Annotated in this window: 18 protein-coding genes; 4 read left to right on the top strand and 14 right to left on the bottom strand. The window is 69.4% G+C overall.

Annotated elements, in window-relative coordinates; genetic code table 11:
* Positions 1-161 precede the first annotated feature (161 nt).
* On the bottom strand, positions 162-1,337 hold the full coding sequence (locus AB0D12_RS40065) for a UDP-N-acetylglucosamine--N-acetylmuramyl-(pentapeptide) pyrophosphoryl-undecaprenol N-acetylglucosamine transferase (protein WP_362694708.1): 1,176 nt from the start codon (positions 1,335-1,337) through the stop codon (positions 162-164).
* A 387-nt stretch (positions 1,338-1,724) separates the two neighbouring features.
* Here AB0D12_RS40065 and AB0D12_RS40060 point away from each other — a divergent pair, with 387 nt between their 5' ends.
* Together AB0D12_RS40060 and AB0D12_RS40055 are read left to right on the top strand one after the other, a co-directional pair.
* Positions 1,725-2,261: a hypothetical protein gene (locus AB0D12_RS40060; RefSeq protein ID WP_362694706.1), complete on the top strand. Its 537-nt coding sequence runs from the start codon at positions 1,725-1,727 to the stop codon at positions 2,259-2,261.
* On the top strand, positions 2,255-3,115 hold the full coding sequence (locus AB0D12_RS40055) for an ATP/GTP-binding protein (protein ID WP_362694703.1): 861 nt from the start codon (positions 2,255-2,257) through the stop codon (positions 3,113-3,115). The genes AB0D12_RS40060 and AB0D12_RS40055 overlap by 7 nt, the downstream gene beginning before the upstream one ends.
* A gap of 291 nt (positions 3,116-3,406) precedes the next feature.
* Here the strand turns inward: AB0D12_RS40055 and tgmC are convergent, their stop codons facing one another.
* The 7 genes from tgmC to AB0D12_RS40020 all read right to left on the bottom strand — a co-directional run bounded on the left by tgmC (position 3,407) and on the right by AB0D12_RS40020 (position 8,333).
* Positions 3,407-4,528, bottom strand: a complete 1,122-nt coding sequence (gene tgmC, locus AB0D12_RS40050) for an ATP-grasp peptide maturase system methyltransferase (RefSeq protein WP_362694700.1) — start codon at positions 4,526-4,528, stop codon at positions 3,407-3,409.
* On the bottom strand, positions 4,521-5,168 hold the full coding sequence (locus tag AB0D12_RS40045) for a hypothetical protein (RefSeq protein ID WP_362694697.1): 648 nt from the start codon (positions 5,166-5,168) through the stop codon (positions 4,521-4,523). The genes tgmC and AB0D12_RS40045 overlap by 8 nt, the downstream gene beginning before the upstream one ends.
* Positions 5,135-5,479: an MvdC/MvdD family ATP grasp protein gene (locus AB0D12_RS40040; RefSeq protein WP_362694694.1), complete on the bottom strand. Its 345-nt coding sequence runs from the start codon at positions 5,477-5,479 to the stop codon at positions 5,135-5,137. The genes AB0D12_RS40045 and AB0D12_RS40040 overlap by 34 nt, the downstream gene beginning before the upstream one ends.
* An 11-nt stretch (positions 5,480-5,490) precedes the next feature.
* Positions 5,491-5,763 carry a putative ATP-grasp-modified RiPP gene (gene tgmA, locus AB0D12_RS40035; RefSeq protein ID WP_362694691.1) on the bottom strand — a complete coding sequence of 91 codons (273 nt, stop codon included), beginning with the start codon at positions 5,761-5,763 and terminating at the stop codon, positions 5,491-5,493.
* A gap of 259 nt (positions 5,764-6,022) precedes the next feature.
* On the bottom strand, positions 6,023-6,304 hold the full coding sequence (locus AB0D12_RS40030) for a hypothetical protein (protein ID WP_362694688.1): 282 nt from the start codon (positions 6,302-6,304) through the stop codon (positions 6,023-6,025).
* Positions 6,305-6,538: 234 nt separating this feature from the next.
* The gene (locus tag AB0D12_RS40025; RefSeq protein ID WP_362694685.1) at positions 6,539-7,027 is read right to left on the bottom strand and encodes a hypothetical protein; all 489 of its coding nucleotides are present in this window, start codon (positions 7,025-7,027) and stop codon (positions 6,539-6,541) included.
* 94 nt (positions 7,028-7,121) lie between these two features.
* A complete protein-coding gene (locus AB0D12_RS40020; RefSeq protein WP_362694682.1) occupies positions 7,122-8,333 on the bottom strand; it encodes a helix-turn-helix transcriptional regulator in 1,212 nt (403 codons plus the stop codon).
* A 751-nt stretch (positions 8,334-9,084) separates the two neighbouring features.
* Here AB0D12_RS40020 and AB0D12_RS40015 point away from each other — a divergent pair.
* Positions 9,085-9,957: an asparagine synthase-related protein gene (locus AB0D12_RS40015; protein WP_362694679.1), complete on the top strand. Its 873-nt coding sequence runs from the start codon at positions 9,085-9,087 to the stop codon at positions 9,955-9,957.
* A 76-nt stretch (positions 9,958-10,033) separates the two neighbouring features.
* Entirely contained in the window at positions 10,034-11,908 is a 1,875-nt protein-coding gene (locus tag AB0D12_RS40010) for an ATP-binding cassette domain-containing protein (RefSeq protein WP_362694676.1), read from the top strand.
* Positions 11,909-12,158: 250 nt separating this feature from the next.
* On the opposite strand, the gene AB0D12_RS40005 is transcribed toward AB0D12_RS40010, so the two are convergent.
* The 6 genes from AB0D12_RS40005 to AB0D12_RS39980 all read right to left on the bottom strand — a co-directional run bounded on the left by AB0D12_RS40005 (position 12,159) and on the right by AB0D12_RS39980 (position 15,852).
* Positions 12,159-12,353 carry a hypothetical protein gene (locus AB0D12_RS40005; protein ID WP_362694673.1) on the bottom strand — a complete coding sequence of 65 codons (195 nt, stop codon included), beginning with the start codon at positions 12,351-12,353 and terminating at the stop codon, positions 12,159-12,161.
* Positions 12,354-12,947: 594 nt separating this feature from the next.
* Positions 12,948-13,175 carry a hypothetical protein gene (locus tag AB0D12_RS40000; protein WP_362694670.1) on the bottom strand — a complete coding sequence of 76 codons (228 nt, stop codon included), beginning with the start codon at positions 13,173-13,175 and terminating at the stop codon, positions 12,948-12,950.
* A gap of 244 nt (positions 13,176-13,419) precedes the next feature.
* A complete protein-coding gene (locus tag AB0D12_RS39995; RefSeq protein WP_362694667.1) occupies positions 13,420-14,424 on the bottom strand; it encodes a DUF932 domain-containing protein in 1,005 nt (334 codons plus the stop codon).
* A 179-nt stretch (positions 14,425-14,603) separates the two neighbouring features.
* A complete protein-coding gene (locus AB0D12_RS39990) occupies positions 14,604-14,912 on the bottom strand; it encodes a hypothetical protein (RefSeq protein WP_362694664.1) in 309 nt (102 codons plus the stop codon).
* Between the two features lie 17 nt (positions 14,913-14,929).
* Positions 14,930-15,421 (bottom strand): hypothetical protein, encoded by a 492-nt coding sequence (locus AB0D12_RS39985; protein ID WP_362694661.1) that lies wholly within the window; start codon positions 15,419-15,421, stop codon positions 14,930-14,932.
* Positions 15,422-15,504: 83 nt separating this feature from the next.
* The gene (locus AB0D12_RS39980; RefSeq protein WP_362694658.1) at positions 15,505-15,852 is read right to left on the bottom strand and encodes a hypothetical protein; all 348 of its coding nucleotides are present in this window, start codon (positions 15,850-15,852) and stop codon (positions 15,505-15,507) included.
* Positions 15,853-16,557 lie beyond the last annotated feature (705 nt).

Genomic DNA, 16,557 nt, shown 5'->3' with positions numbered 1-16,557 from the left:
ACCCCGCCAGCACCCCGTCCCACTCCTCAACCAACCCCACCCCGACCTCAGCCACACACCAACTCAACCACACGTAACTGTGATTGCAGTACTAGGAGTCGGCCGGGTCGGTGAGTCGGCGCTCCGTACCGGCCGACGCCGCCCGTGACCCCTTGCGCGGGTCAGCCGGACGCGGCGGACAGGATCACGTCCACGAGCCTGTCCGCCGCATCCGGCCTTCCGTGCTCCCGGGCCCGCTCTGCCATCGCCTCCCGCCGCGCGGGGTCGGTGAGCAGCGGGCCCACCGCGTCCTTGAGCCGGTCAGCGGTGACGTCCCGGAGCAGGGCGACGGCAGCCCCGGCCTCCTCCAGGTGGCGGGCGTTGTGCGCCTGTTCGTTCCCGGCCGAGGTGGCGAGCGGGATAAACACCGCGGGCTTGCCCAGCGCGGTCATCTCGGCGAGTGTCCCGGCCCCGCTGCGGGAGACCACGACGTCGGCGAGCGCCAGGACGTCGGGCAGCTCGGGGCCGACGAATCCGGTGAGGTAGTACCGGCCGAGCAGCTGCGCGGGCAGCGCGGCCGTATGTGCCCGCAGGCCGCCGGCGTTGTCCGGGCCGCACTGGTGGATCATGTTCGCGTGTTCCAGCAGCCACGGCAGCGCGTCACGGACGACGCCGTTGATCTGCTGGGCGCCCTGAGCGCCGCCGGTGACGTACACCGTCGGCAGCCGCCGGTCGAAGCCGTGCAACCCCAGCGCCTCGACTGCCTTGTCCGCATGCCCGGTCAGCACCTGCGGGCGCACGGGGTTCCCGGTGACCACCGCAAGGCCGCGCACCGCCTCCGGCAACAGCGGCAACGTCGACTCCGAGGACACCGCGATCCGCGTCGCCGAGCCCGCCAGCTTCCGGTTCGCCAGCCCCAGGCGCACGGTCTGCTCGTGCAGCACCAGCGGGCGACGGCAGAGACGGGCCGCCAGGCGGGCGGGGACGGCCACGTACCCACCGGTGGCAAGCACGACGTCCGGCCGGAAGTCGGAGACCAGCTTCCTCGCCTGCGCCACGCCGAGCGGAACCCGGGCCATATCCTTCACGTTCGCCGCGGACATCATCTTGAGCGGGTTGCTGGACCTGCGGACCTTACCCGTAGCGACGGTGGCGAACGCGATCCCCTCGGCCGGTGCGACACGCGCCTCCAGGCCGTCGGCCGTGCCGATCCACAGCACGTCGAGGGTCCCGCCCCCGGCCGATAGCCGCTCCTGAAGTGTGCGGATCGCGGTGAGCGCGGGGTAGGTGTGTCCCCCGGTGCCTCCTCCGGTGACGATCAGGCGGAAGGCGCTGGCGGGTCCAAGTGCACTGTTCACCCGGCGCAGCCTACTGACTTCGCCCGTCGTCGCTTCCGCCTGCCGTGGCGTACGCGGCGGCGTACCAGTAGCCGTTGATGTCGAGCGGAACGGCGTCCGCGGGCCACTCGTGCGTGATGGGCTCAAGCTCGCACGGTCGGCGTGCTTCACGTAGCGCTCCGAGCTCAGGTCGGCGATCAGGAAGTGTTCCCGGTCGGCTCCCTCGTTGCTCCGTTCCCACTCCTGGCAGGCCGGGCGGGCGGTGATTTGCTCAAGTGGCCAGGGAACTCCTGTGACTGGCGCTGTGCTGCGCGTTACGGTGATTCGGTTCTGTTACACGACTGCACGGGGGGCCCGATGGTGACGGCTCGACGGAAGCGCTGCTCGGCGGTGGTGCTGTGGGGCGCTGTGCCGCTCGCGCTGGCGTTGGCTGGCTGCGGAGATAGCGACGGCGACAGCAAGCCGTCTGCGGCTCCGCCGAACGCTTCGGTGACGTCGGGCGTGGCGAAGGCTTCGGCTGATCCGCAGGAGGCGGAGAAGAAGGACGTGTTGGCGTCCTACCGCTCGATGTGGGCGGAGCAGATGAAGGCGTATGCAAAGGCTGATGCCAAGGGCACCGATCTGAAGCGGTACGCGACGCTCAACGCGTTGAGCAAGTTCGAACTCGATCTGGCCCGGATGAAGGCGGCCGGGACGGTCGCCACGGGCCAGCTGGGGCATGCGCCGGAGGTGACGGCGCTTGAGACGGGCGGGAAGCTGCCGAGGGCGACGGTCCAGGACTGCATCGACCTCTCGAAGTGGAAGGCGGTCAGGACCAAGACGGGTGAGCCCATCCCGCTCCCGACTAACCAGCCAAGGCGGTACGTGGCGACGGCCACGGCGGAGAAGTGGCCGGGTGGGTGGAGGGTGACCGATTACACGCCGGATGGGGCGCGCACATGCTGAGGCGGGCGGCGGCGGCCGCGGTGGTGCTGGCGGGTAGTCTCGCGCCGGTCGCGTACGCGGATGGTGGGCCGGGTGGAGGGGTTTGCGACAACTCCGGTCTGTTGGTGACGGTGTGCGCCTCCGACGACGCGACCGCGCCGGGCTCGGGCGGCGACTCGGGCACGGCGGCGAAGCCCGCCGGCGCTTCCGGGGGCGGGGATTCGAAGGCCCCGAAGTGCGCATACTTGAAGGTTGATCCGCCGCCCCCGCCGACGAACCTGGCGTGGGAGGGCAAGACCCCCAAGGACGGCGCGGTCTACCGCGTGATGTGCCCGGACACTGGGCGCGTCGGCGTCATCTTCGTCCCGAACGGTGGAGGCCCCGCCGCACCAACGATCGACCCTGAGACCGTGGCGCGGCAGGCGGTCGACTCCATGAAGCTGACGGGTCCGGCGGTGGCCAGCCCGAAGGCGGGCGGCAAGTACGTTGTAGGGATGCCGATGTGGATGTGGGTGGAGCCGTCCGCGACAACGTACGGACCGGCGACAGCCACGGCGACGGCGGGCGGCGTGACGGTCACCGCTACGGCCGAGGTGTCGTTCATTGCCTGGAAGATGGGCGACGGCAGCACGGCCACGTGCTCGGGTCCCGGCACCCGCTACGACGCGTCCAAGGGCAAGACTCCCTCGCCCGACTGCGGGCACCTCTACAAGGCTCCGTCGACCGCCCAGAAGGGCGGGAGGTACGCCGGGACGGCGACGGCCACATGGACTGTTGAATGGCAGGCTGCGGCCCTCGGAGATGCCGGAGAATTCACCGAAGTGCGTCAGACCCCGTTCGCGGTGGACGTCCAAGAGGTACAGGTTCTCAATTGACGGCGGTACGCCGTGAGCCCGCCGAGATAGCACGGAGACCCCACACACTGTATGGCGTCGTTCCCGGGGAAGAACTACGACGCGAGATCGACCACGGCCCAGACCTGCCGCCCCTCGCCTGTGGTCTCGGTGCCGCAACTGAGCGCGCCCGAATCCTGGAGGTGTTTCAGGACCGAATCGCCCATAGCTGGCGGCTTCGGGCCCCGGACCCGGGCGCGTAAGAAAGCCCCGCCCGTCCGCCACGGGGGAACGACGGACGGACGGGGCAGCGTGGGGGCTGTCAGCTGATGGCTACGCCCATGTGAGGTGTTGTCCGTCGGGGCCGACGTGCAGCCGCATTCGGTCGGCCGGCGGCCGCCCGTCCGCCTGCCAGCGTGTGACGCGTTCGGTGATCTGGTCCCACAGGCGCGTCGTGCCGCCCTGCCGGACCATCCACTGCGCGCCGTCCCGGGAGACGACCGCCCACGATTCGGCGTCCACGTCGATCACGACGTGTTCGGTTCGGCCGTCCCATTCAAGCGCGAGCCGCTGCGCGCGGGGGGCGGCGAACTGCGCGACGAATCGGGCCGTCCAGTCGTCGAGCACGTCCGCGCCAAATTCCGTGGGCACGGCGTCGTCCTCGCTGAGGTTCGGCAGCATCCCGAGCGGGGGCGGAAGGTGCGGGCGGGCCAGCATGAACGAGACCTGTCCGCCGAGAACCGGGCCGCTGGCCGTGCCGTCGTCGGCGACCGTGAGCCGTACGAGTTCGGATGCGTGCATCCATCCGCCGACCGTGACCAGGACCTCACCGCCGGGCCGGGTCTGCGCGAGCCAGTCGGCCGGCACCGTGTGCACGCCGCATGTCGCGATCACGCGGTCATACGGGCTGCCTTCCTTGTAGCCCGCCAGGCCGTCACCGACCACGCGGAAAGGCCAGTACCCGGCGCCCCCGAGAGCCATGCCTGCGCGGGCGGACACCTCCGCGTCAACCTCGACCGTGGTCACGTTGTCCTCGCCGACGACATGGCAGAGCAGCGCGGTTGAGTAGCCCGTGCCCGTGCCGATCTCAAGGACGCGCGTTCCCTCAGTGGCCCGCAGGTCTTCGAGCATCCGCACGACCAGCCCCGGCAGGGTGGACGACGACGAGGGCGCTGCCGCGATGCGCCCTTCGACCTGGTCGGGGAAGACGCCCCCGGCCACCTGTGTCACCAGGGTGTCGTCTTCGTAGATCCGCCCGAGTCCGGCCGCGTCGTGTCCGGATACAGGCCGGTACCAGCCGCCGTCTTCGTACTCGAACCAGCCACGCGAGAGGAACGCCTCGCGAGGCACGGCGAGAACGGCCGCTTCCCATTGCGGGCTGCGCAGTGCGCCGGACTTGGTCAGGTGCCGCGCGAGGTCGGCCCGTAGGTGTTCCGAGGGCAGGGGGTCAGTCATGATGGCTCGCTCCGTTCTCCAACAGGTCTGCGATTGCGCTGGTGACCGGAAGTCCGGCCGCGTCTTCGAGCCACGCCCATTGACCGTTGGGGTTGCACTCCAAGAACCACCACGCGCCGTCGGCGGTCACGGCGAAGTCGAAGGCTCCGAAGGTCAGCCCGAAGTCGGCGAGGAACCGCACCAGCGTCCCGCGTATCTCCTCCGGACAGGCCACGGGCTCATAGGCGAGGCTCTGGTACTCGGCTCTCCAGTCCACGACCCCGGGCGGCGCGGTAATCAGCACGCTGAACAACTGCTCGCCGACGACGACCGCGCGCACGTCCGCCACCTTGGGCACCTGAGCTTGGAACAGGTGCGCGCTGTAGCTCACCGCGCCGTCGATCTCCCCAGCCTCGACCGGAGCGGCCCAGATTCCAGCGGGCTCGCCCTCGACGTCGTACGCCCCGGCGTGCAAGGGCTTGTAGATGGCCGACTGCTCGGCGCAGAACGTCTTGGCCTCACCAGGGTCGTTCGTGATCAGGGTGGCCGGGACCGTGAGCCCTACCCGGGTCGCGGCGTCCAACTGCGCGGGCTTGTACTCCGCCCGCGCGATGGCCTGCGGGTGGCTCAGGTACAGGCACCCCGGCAGCGCGCCCAGCACTCCGCCCAGTCCCCGCCGTTCTCCTGTGCGGCGAACCGTGCGGACTGCTCGCCGCTGTCTGTCGGGTAGGCGTTGGGGCGACGGTGGTACAGGGCGCGCACGGCGGATAAGTCGGCCGTGCGCTCCCCGACCGTGAGCCGTCCGCCCCATCCGCCCGTCCCGGTTCGCGCGGCGAGCACCGCCGGGGCGGGAAAGTCTCGTCCGGGGTCGAAGCGGAGGACGGGCACCCGGCGCCGGTTCAACTCCGCGATGACCAGATCAGCGGTTGCGTCCTCATCCTGCGTGCAGACCAGCACCGGGCGTCCGTCCATGGCGCTACCCCCTAGTCCTGCGTCGCGTCGTGGCCGGAGTCGGCGTCTACCTTGCCGTCCTTCCCGACCTGCGTCGGCGGGTAGGTGTTGACGCTCGTACCGTGCTTGCCGAGTTCGGCCGGCGTCATCGCACCGTCCTCTCCGACCCATCGGCCGGTCTGCGTGGCCGGGTCAACGCCCGCGTACCGCCGGGGCGAGGGGGAACCGTTACGCAGCGGAGCCATACGGCGCAGTCCCCACGGTGCCTGTGCGGTCGTCTCCGTACCTGCGAGGCTTGTCTGCAAGTCTCCTCCTTGGTCGCTTCGTACAGTGGATGTGGTGCAGGAACCGCCCCGGCAGGCGCTCGACCTGTCCAAGGGTTGCGGGCGGATGATCCGCCGGGGCGGGAGTCTTCGGGCGACGCAGCCCGCGCGGTGCAGCATCACGGCGGTTGACGGGTCACGGCCACAACGATCACGGCCAAGATGCCGCCAACGCTGCTGATCACGAGCACCCCGCCCCAGAAAGCGCCGTCCGCCGTGACTTTCCATCCGTGTAAGCGCCTCATGCGTGCACCCGGGCGTCCGGCGGTTCGAGTCCGAGCGGGAGACCTGCCGGGGCTTCCATGACCGCGTAGTCGGCAAAATTCCGGCGGTATCGCACGTGCCGGGACTCCTGCGTGTGCTTGCGCTGCCATTCCTCGACCTCCGCCGGGTCGTGCCGCACACCGGACTCGGCGCCGCACTCGGAGTCGGCACCCGAGACGCAACGTGCCTCGTACTCTGGCTCTGCCGTCGCGTCCTGCACGATCGAGAAGGGCACGTACCGGAACGCCCGTCGAGTCATCCGCGGTGCTCCCGTCGCTGGTGCTGACATATCAACACGTTGGCGTCAGTCTCTTTGCTGCCGTCGAATTGAGCCCGCGCGTCCTCGCGTTGTCCCGCGAGTCCTGCACACGTCGCACACCCCGGGACGGGGACAGGCGGACGGCTCGTGTCGTAACTCGGCCCGCTCACAGCGTCCACCCGGCCCTGTTGATGGCGATCTTCGGCTCCATACGCGCCGCCCGCCGAGATCCCGTCAGCATCGCTCGGTACCGTGCTCGCCACGCGCCGAGTCCTTGACGTGCAGGAAACCGCCGGCCTTCTCGATCTCACGCGCGACCGTGTCGTACTCCTGCGGTACGGGCGAGATCATCGAGCGCCACGCCGTAAGAACCGCGCCAGCTTCGCCGAGCTTGATGCGGTCTACAGCCTGCCGCAGCCCGTCGCGCCCCTCGGGCGGCAGCAAACCCGCGTGGTCCTCGATCACGCCCGCGATCTCCCACCCGAACGCCTCTGCGTACTCGGTGCACTCCTTGCGGGGCGCCCCGATGTTCGCGTTGGGGGCACTGCACAGATAGATCACACAGCGGAACCGCTCAATCTTCGCGGCCTCGGCCGGTACGTCGGCCTCGCCCGGCGAGATGCCCGCCGACGCGTCCGCGAGGCCCCGACGCCGTTTCAGGTCGCCCTCGGTCCGGGCAACCGTAGTCGGCCCCTGCCTCTGTCCGCTCTCGATGCTGACCATGCATCAATCGTGTCCAATCGATCACGCATGGTGAAGTGACAGGGCGTAGGACTGGGCAAGGTCGCCCGGCCCCAACTCATACGCTCCGTAGGAGTTATGCGATCAGGGGCACGCCGATGAGCTCGCTGATGTTCCGCACGCGCGCCGTGGACACCTTCGCAAGACGGTTCCCGATGACTCCGGGCAACGCCTGATGCTTGACCCAATCCGGGGCGTCGAGACCCACCTCGATCAGCGTGTCTCCGGCCTGGTCGTAGAGGCCGGCCGCGCACTGTGCGAGGGCAACATCGAGCTTGTAGCGGTTGCGCGCCACCTTCGACATGCTCTTTGGGAGCTTTCTCATGTCGGGATGGCTGGCGAGCTTGAGCGCGCGCCCGTAGTTCTTCAGCGCGACGTGGATGCCAACGGCCTCTGTCTTCGCGGCTGTTGGTCCGAAACTGGTCCCGTACAGCCTCTCGTCTCGGCCGAGCCTCGCCGCCGCAGCGTGCGCCTGCGAAATGTAGTCGTCGGCCGCGCTCTCGTCTTCGCGCCTCGATGCCGCAACAGCCGCCGAGATCATCAGGCGTCCATAGGCGAGCAACTCGGGGCGGGACGCCCTACTGAACGATGGCTCAATCGCCAGTGCCGCCCGCTCGGCCACGGCCACCGCGCGGGGTGTCTTGGCTCCGCGCAGGTAGATCCATGAGAGCGTGGATTCGAGTAGCGCCGTCATCACCGGGTCGTCGGCTTCCTTGGCAAGGAGTTTGGCCGAGGTGAGCGCGCTTAACGCGAGGTCGTGTTGCCCGAAGCCGTTCGCACACGATGCGGCGACCCTGTACGTGCTCGCCAGAACCAAGGCCAGTTGCTCACGCTCGGCCCCTGTGGCGCTGTCGTAGCGAACCTGTCCTTCCATGAGGACTTTCGAGGCGAGGCTACTCACTTTCGCTGTATCGCTCGCCCAGTAGGCGGACCATGCGAGATCGCGCGCCCTGGTCAGTTCGTCGAGCGTGCTCGGGTCGTCGATGCCGTCCCACTCTCCGAGCGCACTCTCGTGCACGGAGTCGGACAGGTGGCGCAGCGCGGCGCGGTCGTCGCGGTTCATGCCCCGGCGTGGTGCCTGCTGTCCCAGGATCACCGCAACGTCTGTCTTAAGAGCGCTGGCGAGCTTGAGCAGCGAGCTGACAGACAACTCGCCGCGATCCTGCTCGGCCTTCTGCACCAGGGCGAGCGAGACGTCCGCAGCATCGGCGAGCCCCTGCTGAGTCAGATCGGAGCCCCGCAAGTGCTTGATGCGCTTACCGTTCGCAAGGTCAGCCCAGTTGCTCACGATCACCTCGGTGGGATTTGCTCAGGCTCGGTGGCTGTACTCCGATGGTAGGCCCCGCCACCGATGCGCCCAGGGCGAACGGAACACATGGAATGCTCGGCCCCGCCACAGTTGGCGCCTCCGGGGCCACATGCTCGGTGCGCTGGGACACGTCGGCGGCGGCTGGCGGCGCCGACGGCGGTGAAGAGCTGGGCGAATGCGAGGTGCGCGCGGCGGCGGGCGGCTGTGATCGCTTCGTCTCCGGGGTAGGGCAGGGTGCGACGGTCGGCCCCGGGCGGGTTGGTCGGGGTGCGGGCTCGTCGCGGTGACTCCAGCGGGGCGGCGGGTGGGGGCCGGCTGCGCGCGGCGGGCGGGGTGCCCGCGCGCGTGGCGTGCGGGCACTGGTCAGTTGAAGGGGCGGCGGCGGGCCTGCTCGTCCAGGTGGCGGACGTCGGGCGCGGCTCCTGGAAGTGGCACCATGTGCGCCCCATGACGTCGTGGGCGGTGTAGAAGTGCACCGTCCTTGCCCGTCGTCGCTTCCGCCTGCCGTGGCGTACGCGGCGGCGTACCAGTAGCCGTTGATGTCGAACGGAACGGCGTCCGCGGGCCACTCGTGCGGGATTGGGCTCAAGCTCGCACGGTCGGCGTGCTTTACGTAGCGTTCCGAGCTCAGGTCGGCGATCAGGAAGTGTTCCCGGTCGGCTCCCTCGTTGCTCCGCTCCCACTCCTGGCAGGCCTCGCAGCGGCCAGCCAGGTGCAGGTGTCCGGCGGCATGGACTCCACCAACCTCGCCATCTCCCTCGCCCTCGCGCATCCGGGCCTGATCACGCCGTGCGCGCTGCTGATCGGCGGCGAGGCCGGACCCCAGCAGACCGCACGCCGCCGCATGGTCATCGACCACTTCGGCTTCGCCCCGGACATCACGGTGCCCGCCGCCGCCCACCCGCCGCTCGCCCCGGGCGGTCTGCGCAGAGCGCATCCCGAGGCGGTCAGTCCGTTGGACGAGCCGCACCTGGAGGCGGCCGACGCGCTCGCCCAGGCGCTGATGGCGCGCGGCCTCACCACGGTCGTGTCCGGGTTCGGCGGCGATGAAGTCGCCCGTGTCCGCCGCCCCGAGGGTGGACCCGTACTCACCTTGGAGCCCCCGGCGTGGTGCGGGGAGCGGGTGGGCGACCTGCTCGGCGAGTTGAACACCGGTATCTCCCCGCCGACGGTGGCGCCGGAGACTGCGCTGGTCGCCCTGGAGGTCGCCACCCCGCTCATGGCCCGGCGCGGCCTGTGGACGATCGCCCCGTTCACCGATCCGGAACTGGTGCGCTTCGGGCAGCGGCTCCCGTTGGAGTGGAAGCGGGACAAGCGGCTACTGACCGAGCGGTTCGCAGCCCGGGGCCTGCCCGATACGGTGGTCCACCCGGTACTGCGGGAGAACTTCGGTCACCTGATGAACCGCGGGGCCAACGAATTCGCCACCGGCTTGCTCAGGAGCTGGGGCAAGGAACTGCACCTGGTCGAGCAGGGTTTCCTCGACCAGGCCGTGCTCGCGGAGACCGTGGAGCAGGCCGCGCTCGGCCCCGAGGAGGCGACGCCGTACCGAACCGGGCTGTTTCTGATCACCGCCATCGAACTCGGTCTGCGAGCCCTGTAGACACCCGGTCCACCACGCGGGCGACTTCGGCTCAAATGGCCCCGGCCGCCCCGGTAGACGCAGCAGGATGGGGCGGGTGACCGCGTCCTCACCCGCCCCGAAAACCTCCGGCTCCCCGCAGCAGGTCGGCTACCAGAGCGACCCGCACTTCGAGGACATCGCGAACGCCACCTGGTGGCGCATGGCAGCCCGGCTGCCCCGTACGCTCGCCGCCGCCGCGCGCCTCGGCTGGGCCGCCGACCGGCCCGCGATGCTCTGGCTGGGCCTGTGCCAGCTGGTCGTCGCCGCCGCCTCGGCCGTCGCGCTCGGCGCGCTGCCCGGCGCGATGAACCACCTCTTCACCGGTGGCCCGGTCGCCGACCGGGTGTCCGCCGCGACCGGTGCGCTGATCGTGGTCGCCGCCGCTACCGGCATCCGGGCCGGGGCCGACGCGCTCGCCACCTATGCCTCCGCCCGCCTCGCACCGGAGGTCGCCACCGAGGCGGACCTCCAGATCATCGCCGCGACGCCGGAGGTCGAGCTGGAGGCGTACGACCGGCCCGGCTTCACCGACCGCCTCCAGGCCGCCGGCAAGGGAGCGGAGGCGACCGAGAACCTCATCGGCGACGCCCAGGCCCTTCTCTCCGCGCTCGCCCAGCTCATCGCCGCGGCTTCGGTTTTGACGGTGCTTCACCCCCTGCTTCTCCCTCTTCTGCTGCTGGCCGCGGTGCCCAAGGGGGCCGCCGCGATCGCCTCGGCCCGTATCCAGCACCGCGCCGACTACCAGAACATCTCGGACAATCACCTGCGCTACCTGCTGCGCTACTACTCCACCGACCGCCGCACCGCCGCCGAGGTCCGCGCCACGACCATGGCCGGGTTCCTGACCAGCTGGTACCGCCAGATCACCGACCGGATCAAGGCCACCCACCGGGCGGCGGCGCCCCGCGTCCTGCGCGTCACGCTGCTCGGCGCGGCGCTGAGCGGGCTGATGCTCGCGGCGACCTGGGCCGCGCTCGGCTGGCTCGCCGCCACCGGGCGAATGGATCTGGCGATCGCTGCCACTGCGGTGATCGCCGTACGCACCTCGACCGGCGCCCTGACCTCCATGGTCATGGCCGCCGCCCGCCTGTTCCGTACGAGCTTGTATCTGGAGGACTGGCAGGCGTTCCTGCGCCGTGCGAAGGCCCTGCGCGCCGTACGCGGCACCGCTGTCCCGGCTGCCGGGCCTGCCGAGATCCGCGCCGAGAACGTCACCTACGCCTACCCGGGGGCGGACGTCGCGGCGGTCGACGGCGTCAGCCTCACGCTGCGCCGCGGCGAACTGATTGCCCTGATCGGCGAGAACGGCAGCGGCAAGACCACCCTCGCCGCCCTCCTCACCGGATTGCGCACCGCCTCCAGCGGCACGGTGACCTGGGACGGCACCGACCTCGCCGGGGCGGACCCGCACAGCGTGTGGTCCCGGGTCGGCCTGGTGCCGCAGGACTACACCCGCTGGCCCATGGACCTACGCGCCAACATCCACCTCGGCCAGCCACGCACCGAGGACGACGCCCTCCTCCTGGACGCCGCCCGCGCGGCCGGCGCGGACAGCGTCATCGCGAAGGCGCCGTACGGCCTAAACACCCTGGTCGCCAGCTCGAACTGGGGCGGCACCGACCTGTCCGGCGGGCAGTGGCAGCGCATCGCAGTGGCCAGGGCGTTCTACCGCGACGCCTCCATGTTGATGCTGGATGAGCCCACGTCCGCGATGGACCCGCGCGCCGAACACGTCGTGATCAGCCGCTTCAAGAAGCTCGCTGCGGGCAAGGCCGCTCTCTTTGTGACCCACAACCTGGAGAACGCGCGGATCGCGGACCGCGTCATCGTCCTCGACGGCGGCCGCATCGCCGAGTCCGGGACATTCGAGGAACTCCTCGACTCCGGCGGGGTACTGGCTGACCTGTACAAACTCTCCCAGGACCGGTGACCACGCGGCGGGCAAGCGCCGGTACTTGTACCAGGTCCGCCTGCCGGATCGGGGTACTTCGCCGATACCCGCGTCTGCTGTACACCGGCGCCTCTACCGTCCAGCCCGACAGGTGATCACGGGGGTGATGGAAGGGGCTGCGCAGTAGGGCGGGATCTGGGTCTGGACGGGGTAGTGGACACGGTCGTGCAGCTCGGTGAAGCGGCCGTTGTAGGTGACGTGGCTTCCGACGTACAACCGGGGTGCGGGCTCAGACATGGGCGGCCTGCCATGCCTTCTCGTTCCACTCGCGGGTGAGGTCGTCGGAGTACGCGACGTCGCGCGCGGCCTCGGCGTCCAGGGCGGCCACGACCAGCAGCGTGCCCCGGATCTCGTCGGCGCGGCGCTGGGCGGCGGCGGCCTGCTCCCTGGCGCGCGGCCTCCTCCTCCGGTACGCGCCGTACAAGGGAGATCCGGCTGTCCCTGGAGAAGATCACGATGTAACGGTGGAAGTCCTCGATCCGCGACGGGCGGGCGGGGCCGGTCATGGTGTCGGCCAGCGTCGCGCGGGCCTCGGCCAGCAGCTTCGCCACTTCCTCGGTCGCCTTCACGCCCGTGTCCCGCTTGGGCTGGTTGCGGCCGTAGTAGACGCGGGACTGGTCGCGTACGGGGGCGAACTCCACCGGGGCGTAGATGCTGAGCATCCGGCGCGCGTAGGCGTCGCGCTGCTGCCGCTCGGCCTGCGCGGCGCGCGCGGTGTCGGTCACCTTGCCCTGCGTCCAGCTCAGCGCGGTAGCGGCGCACGACGTGCCGTAGTAAACGACGTCTTCGGCGGTGCCGTCCTCGTTCCCGTCGGCGTCCAGCGGCATCATCGCGACCGTATCCGCGGCGGCCGCAGCAACCGCACTCGTCGAAGTCGTCAACGATGCCTTTGATTTTCCACTTCCAGATGGGCATGAATGGCCTTCCGTAGGGCGGTGGGTGGCGGTGCGGGCTGGGCGCAGGAGCGGCGGGCGTGTTCTGGGCGCGCGGGCTGTTCCGCAGACGTGACGCGCTGCCGCTATGCGGCAGGGGCGGTGAAGTACTCGCCGCGCGCGACGGCGTGGGCGAATTTGGCCAGCGGGGTGGAGTAGGCGGCGGCCGGGTCGTCGGGATCGTCGCCTACGTGCCAGATCACTCTGTCGTCGGTGATCCGGTCGACGGTGCAGCGGTCGGCTCGGCCGGTGCACTGGTTCATGGGCAGGTGCACGAAGACCCAGCCAGGCTCTGGGGCGGTGGGGGGCGTCACGGGGGGCTCCTGGGCGGCGAGTTTGAGGATGGGGGCTGCGATGCGGGCGTTTCTGGGCGCGCGGGCTGCTCCGCAGACGCGACGCGCTGCCGCTACGCGGCACGGGCGGGCCGGCCGGTGAGCGCTCCGCGCTCCTGAGTCGGGGTGAGCCGCTCCGCGCTCGGGCGGGGCGGCCTCTGCGGGCCTGTGGGGGCCGGGCGGGCACCCGTGGGGGAGTACGGGTGTCCGCCCGGTGTTCAGGGGGTCAGACCGTGGTGAGGGCGAACGCCTTCTCCATCAGGTCGTTCGCGGCTCCGCTGATGACCCGCTCGGCGCGGGCCTCTGCCTTCTCGGCGTCGGTCTTGCCCTGGGCCGGGGCGACGTGGTTGGCGTACTCGGTGAGCGCGTTGTAACCGGCCCACCGCGTGCCCCGGATACCGGCCTGGGTGTCGGCGTGCTCGAACAGATTCGAGATCGCCCCCCACCGCTGGCGCTGGTTGGTCTTCTTGCGGGGGCTGTCGTTGTCCTTGACCGGCCACAGCTCGTCCACGACCGAGCGCAGCTCGTTGATCGTCATCTCTTCCTGGATCATCCGCTGTGCGGCCTTCTCGAACTCCTCGGTGTACCGGAACGTCAGACCGAGGGCGGAACGGGCCTGCGCGATACGGGCCTTGGCGCCGGCGGTATGCCGGACCACGAACGAGGAGCGGGCCCCGTGGATGGCCGCGCGCACGGTGTTCGCGCACACCACCCGGACCGGCGTCATGACGATGCGGAACGCGCTGCCTCCGTCGTGGCTGTTGAACGCTGCGATGTACAGATCAACGTCGTCGTTCCCGCCGATCGTGAGGGTCTGCGGCATCTTCATGGTCAGGAACACCTGACGGCCGTCTTTGAGCGATCCGGCGGTTTCGAAGTGCGCGCCGGACTCGTCGGCAAGCAGGTTGAGGAACTCGGCGTGTTCCTCGTTCTGTACGGGGTGGTAGTCGGTGCCGACCACTCCGAGCGTCTGCGTGCGGCCGGTCTTCGGGTGCGTGCGCGCGGTCGCGAAGTGCTGCGCGACCTCCACCGGCGTTGTGCCCTCGGCCGTGATCTCGGTCGCGGTCAGGGGGAGGAGTCGCACGTTCCAGCCGGACAGAGACGCGATGCGCATGGCCTCCTCGGCGGTCATCGCTCCGTCGGTGACGGTGCCGAGCTTGTGCCAGGCGCTCGTGTTGGCGGAGGCGAAAGCGGCGGTGCCGTCGGTGAACTGCTCGATCTCGTGAGCCACTGGGGCTTCCCTTCTGGTGACGAACTTTCGGCGTGTCCGGTAGGGGGCCAACCCTTCGAACTGGTTCCATAATACCTGACTCCGAGGGTGGGGCAACCGATTAAATCTCCGAAGCGCCCCACCCCTGGGGCAACCTGCTGACCTGCGGTTACGGCTGCGGCAACTTGTGCCCCATCAGGTCACTCCTCCTGCTCAGCAAGGGCGGTAAGGCCGTAGTAGAGGTACTCCGGCACTTCGAACACGTTGGTCTCGACCGGGCAATACTGCGGGTGCTCGGTGACCATCCGGAACATCCGCCACCCGTCGACCGCGTCAGTCTCCGACCACTCCTGAACCTTGCCAAAGCCAGCGAGCGTGTCACCGACCGCGAGGTATTTGACCTGTGCGCGGTAGCACATGGCACCGGTCCGGTCGGCCCCCTCCTGCTCGACCACATGGGCGCGCGGGTGGGTCTTCAGCTGCTTGACGATCTTCTGACTCGTGATCACTACCCCTCCGTATGGGCCTACCGCTGCCAGTGCTGCGGCAGTGCCGTGACGCTCCCGGTGTGGACTCCGGTCAGTGCGGTGACGAACGCGCCGTTCCTGTACTCGCTGAGGCGGTAGAGCGCGGACTCTCGTCCTCGGCGGTCCAGTTCGCGATCAATGCGCGTCACCCAGTAGCGCCCGTGGCAGCACTCCTGCGACCCGTGGTAGCTGACCAACTGCCCGATACTGGGGCCGCTGTCCGCGTTCAAGGCGGCGGACAGGTTGGACAGTGCCGTACCGAACGTGTGGGGCGGCAATGGCACGTCGGCCAGTGCGGGCCCGGTGTGCCCGGTCCGTACGCCAGAGATCCATCCCGCCTCGAACAGGGGCCGGGCCAACTCGCGCACGTCGTACGGGAAACCGGTGTTCTCCGGGAGCTGTGCCAGGGCTGCCCGGAAAGCGGCCTCCATCTGCTCTCGCTCGCCCTCGCTCGCCGGAATGGCGCGGTGGGCGGGCTCAATGCTCGTCATGCTCACAGTGACTTTCCCTCCGGTTGGTGTAGGTGCTGGGGTTGTCCGGGGGGCCCGGTGACCAGACCCCCCGGAATTGCCTCCTACTTCAGTCCGCGCGTCCGCAGAAATTCACTGATGCGGAATGCGACGGCACGTACCGGAAGGGATGCGCCTCGGAAGGATCCGAGAATGCGGGGCCCGGTGTCGCTGTCGTGGATGATGTGGAACTCGAATCCCTCAGCGACCGGCAGAAGAATTCGGATGGGACCGGCCGTGGTCTCGAACCGAATTGATGTGGTGTTGTCGTCCTGGTTGTGCTCGATGATGGCATCCCTGAGCAGTTCCGGACGCGGGAGGAAGTTGGCGATCCGGCGGGCCTTTTGGGCCTGAGGGGTCGTGATCTCGTCCGTGCTGGTGGTCACCTTGCCAGCGGTGATGACGATTTCCACGTCTACGCCTTTCTGTTGACGAACGTTCGGCGGTGCCGTTAGGGGGCCACCCCTCCGACATGTTCCATAATACAGCAGTCTTGATCTGTTGCACCACCCCTTGCGCCAACTCCTGCACTATCTCTTGCCCCTTCTCCTGACCTTGCCGGGTGGCCGGCTTCTGGTTGTCCCTGGTCAGGCGGTCGTTCGGTTGTGGTCTGGTTGCTGACATCCCCTCTGCTGCCGCTCTTCCTGCCTGAATGTGAGATGGGGGTGGGTGTGGGCTGGGTGGTGCGGCGGCGTTGGGGATTGGGGCGGGTGTGTGGTGTTGCGCGTCGGCGGGGCCTCCGCGCGTTGGTTGGGGGGTGTGGTGGACCGTGTGGGCGGTCCGTGGGGGTCTGGGCCGGGCCTGGTCCTGGTCTTGGTTGGGTGTCGGTCCTGCCGGAGGCAGGCACACCCCCAAGGGTTTCGCTCAACGTCCGTCACCCCGTTGGGGGTTGGGTCCCGGAGGGGCCCTTTCCCTTTCCGGGTATTCCGTGATTTACTTTTCTCCACGGAATACCCGTCATTTCTGTTAGTCTTTAAGGGAATCGGAGATTCCCCCAATCTCCACCCCAGGAACCCCGCATGACGGATCCTCAACTAAACCCCCAACCCCCAACCCCCAACCCCCAACCCCCAACCCCCAACCCCCAACCCCCAACCCCCAACCCCCAACCCCCAACC

It is taken from the genome of Streptomyces sp. NPDC048479 (assembly GCF_040651435.1).
In the GTDB taxonomy this organism is placed as follows: Bacteria; Actinomycetota; Actinomycetes; order Streptomycetales; family Streptomycetaceae; genus Streptomyces.
This window is presented reverse-complemented; position numbering and strand designations above follow the sequence as displayed.

Excerpts from the sequence above, each read along its gene's own strand:
- AB0D12_RS40015 (WP_362694679.1), top strand. The coding sequence starts at position 9,085 with ATGGACTCCACCAACCTCGCCATCTCCCTCGCCCTCGCGCATCCGGGC.
- AB0D12_RS40030 (WP_362694688.1), bottom strand. The coding sequence starts at position 6,304 with ATGACTCGACGGGCGTTCCGGTACGTGCCCTTCTCGATCGTGCAGGAC.
- AB0D12_RS39985 (WP_362694661.1), bottom strand. The coding sequence starts at position 15,421 with ATGACGAGCATTGAGCCCGCCCACCGCGCCATTCCGGCGAGCGAGGGC.
- AB0D12_RS40055 (WP_362694703.1), top strand. The coding sequence starts at position 2,255 with ATGCTGAGGCGGGCGGCGGCGGCCGCGGTGGTGCTGGCGGGTAGTCTC.
- tgmC (WP_362694700.1), bottom strand. The coding sequence starts at position 4,528 with ATGACTGACCCCCTGCCCTCGGAACACCTACGGGCCGACCTCGCGCGG.
- AB0D12_RS40025 (WP_362694685.1), bottom strand. The coding sequence starts at position 7,027 with ATGGTCAGCATCGAGAGCGGACAGAGGCAGGGGCCGACTACGGTTGCC.
- AB0D12_RS40040 (WP_362694694.1), bottom strand. The coding sequence starts at position 5,479 with ATGGACGGACGCCCGGTGCTGGTCTGCACGCAGGATGAGGACGCAACC.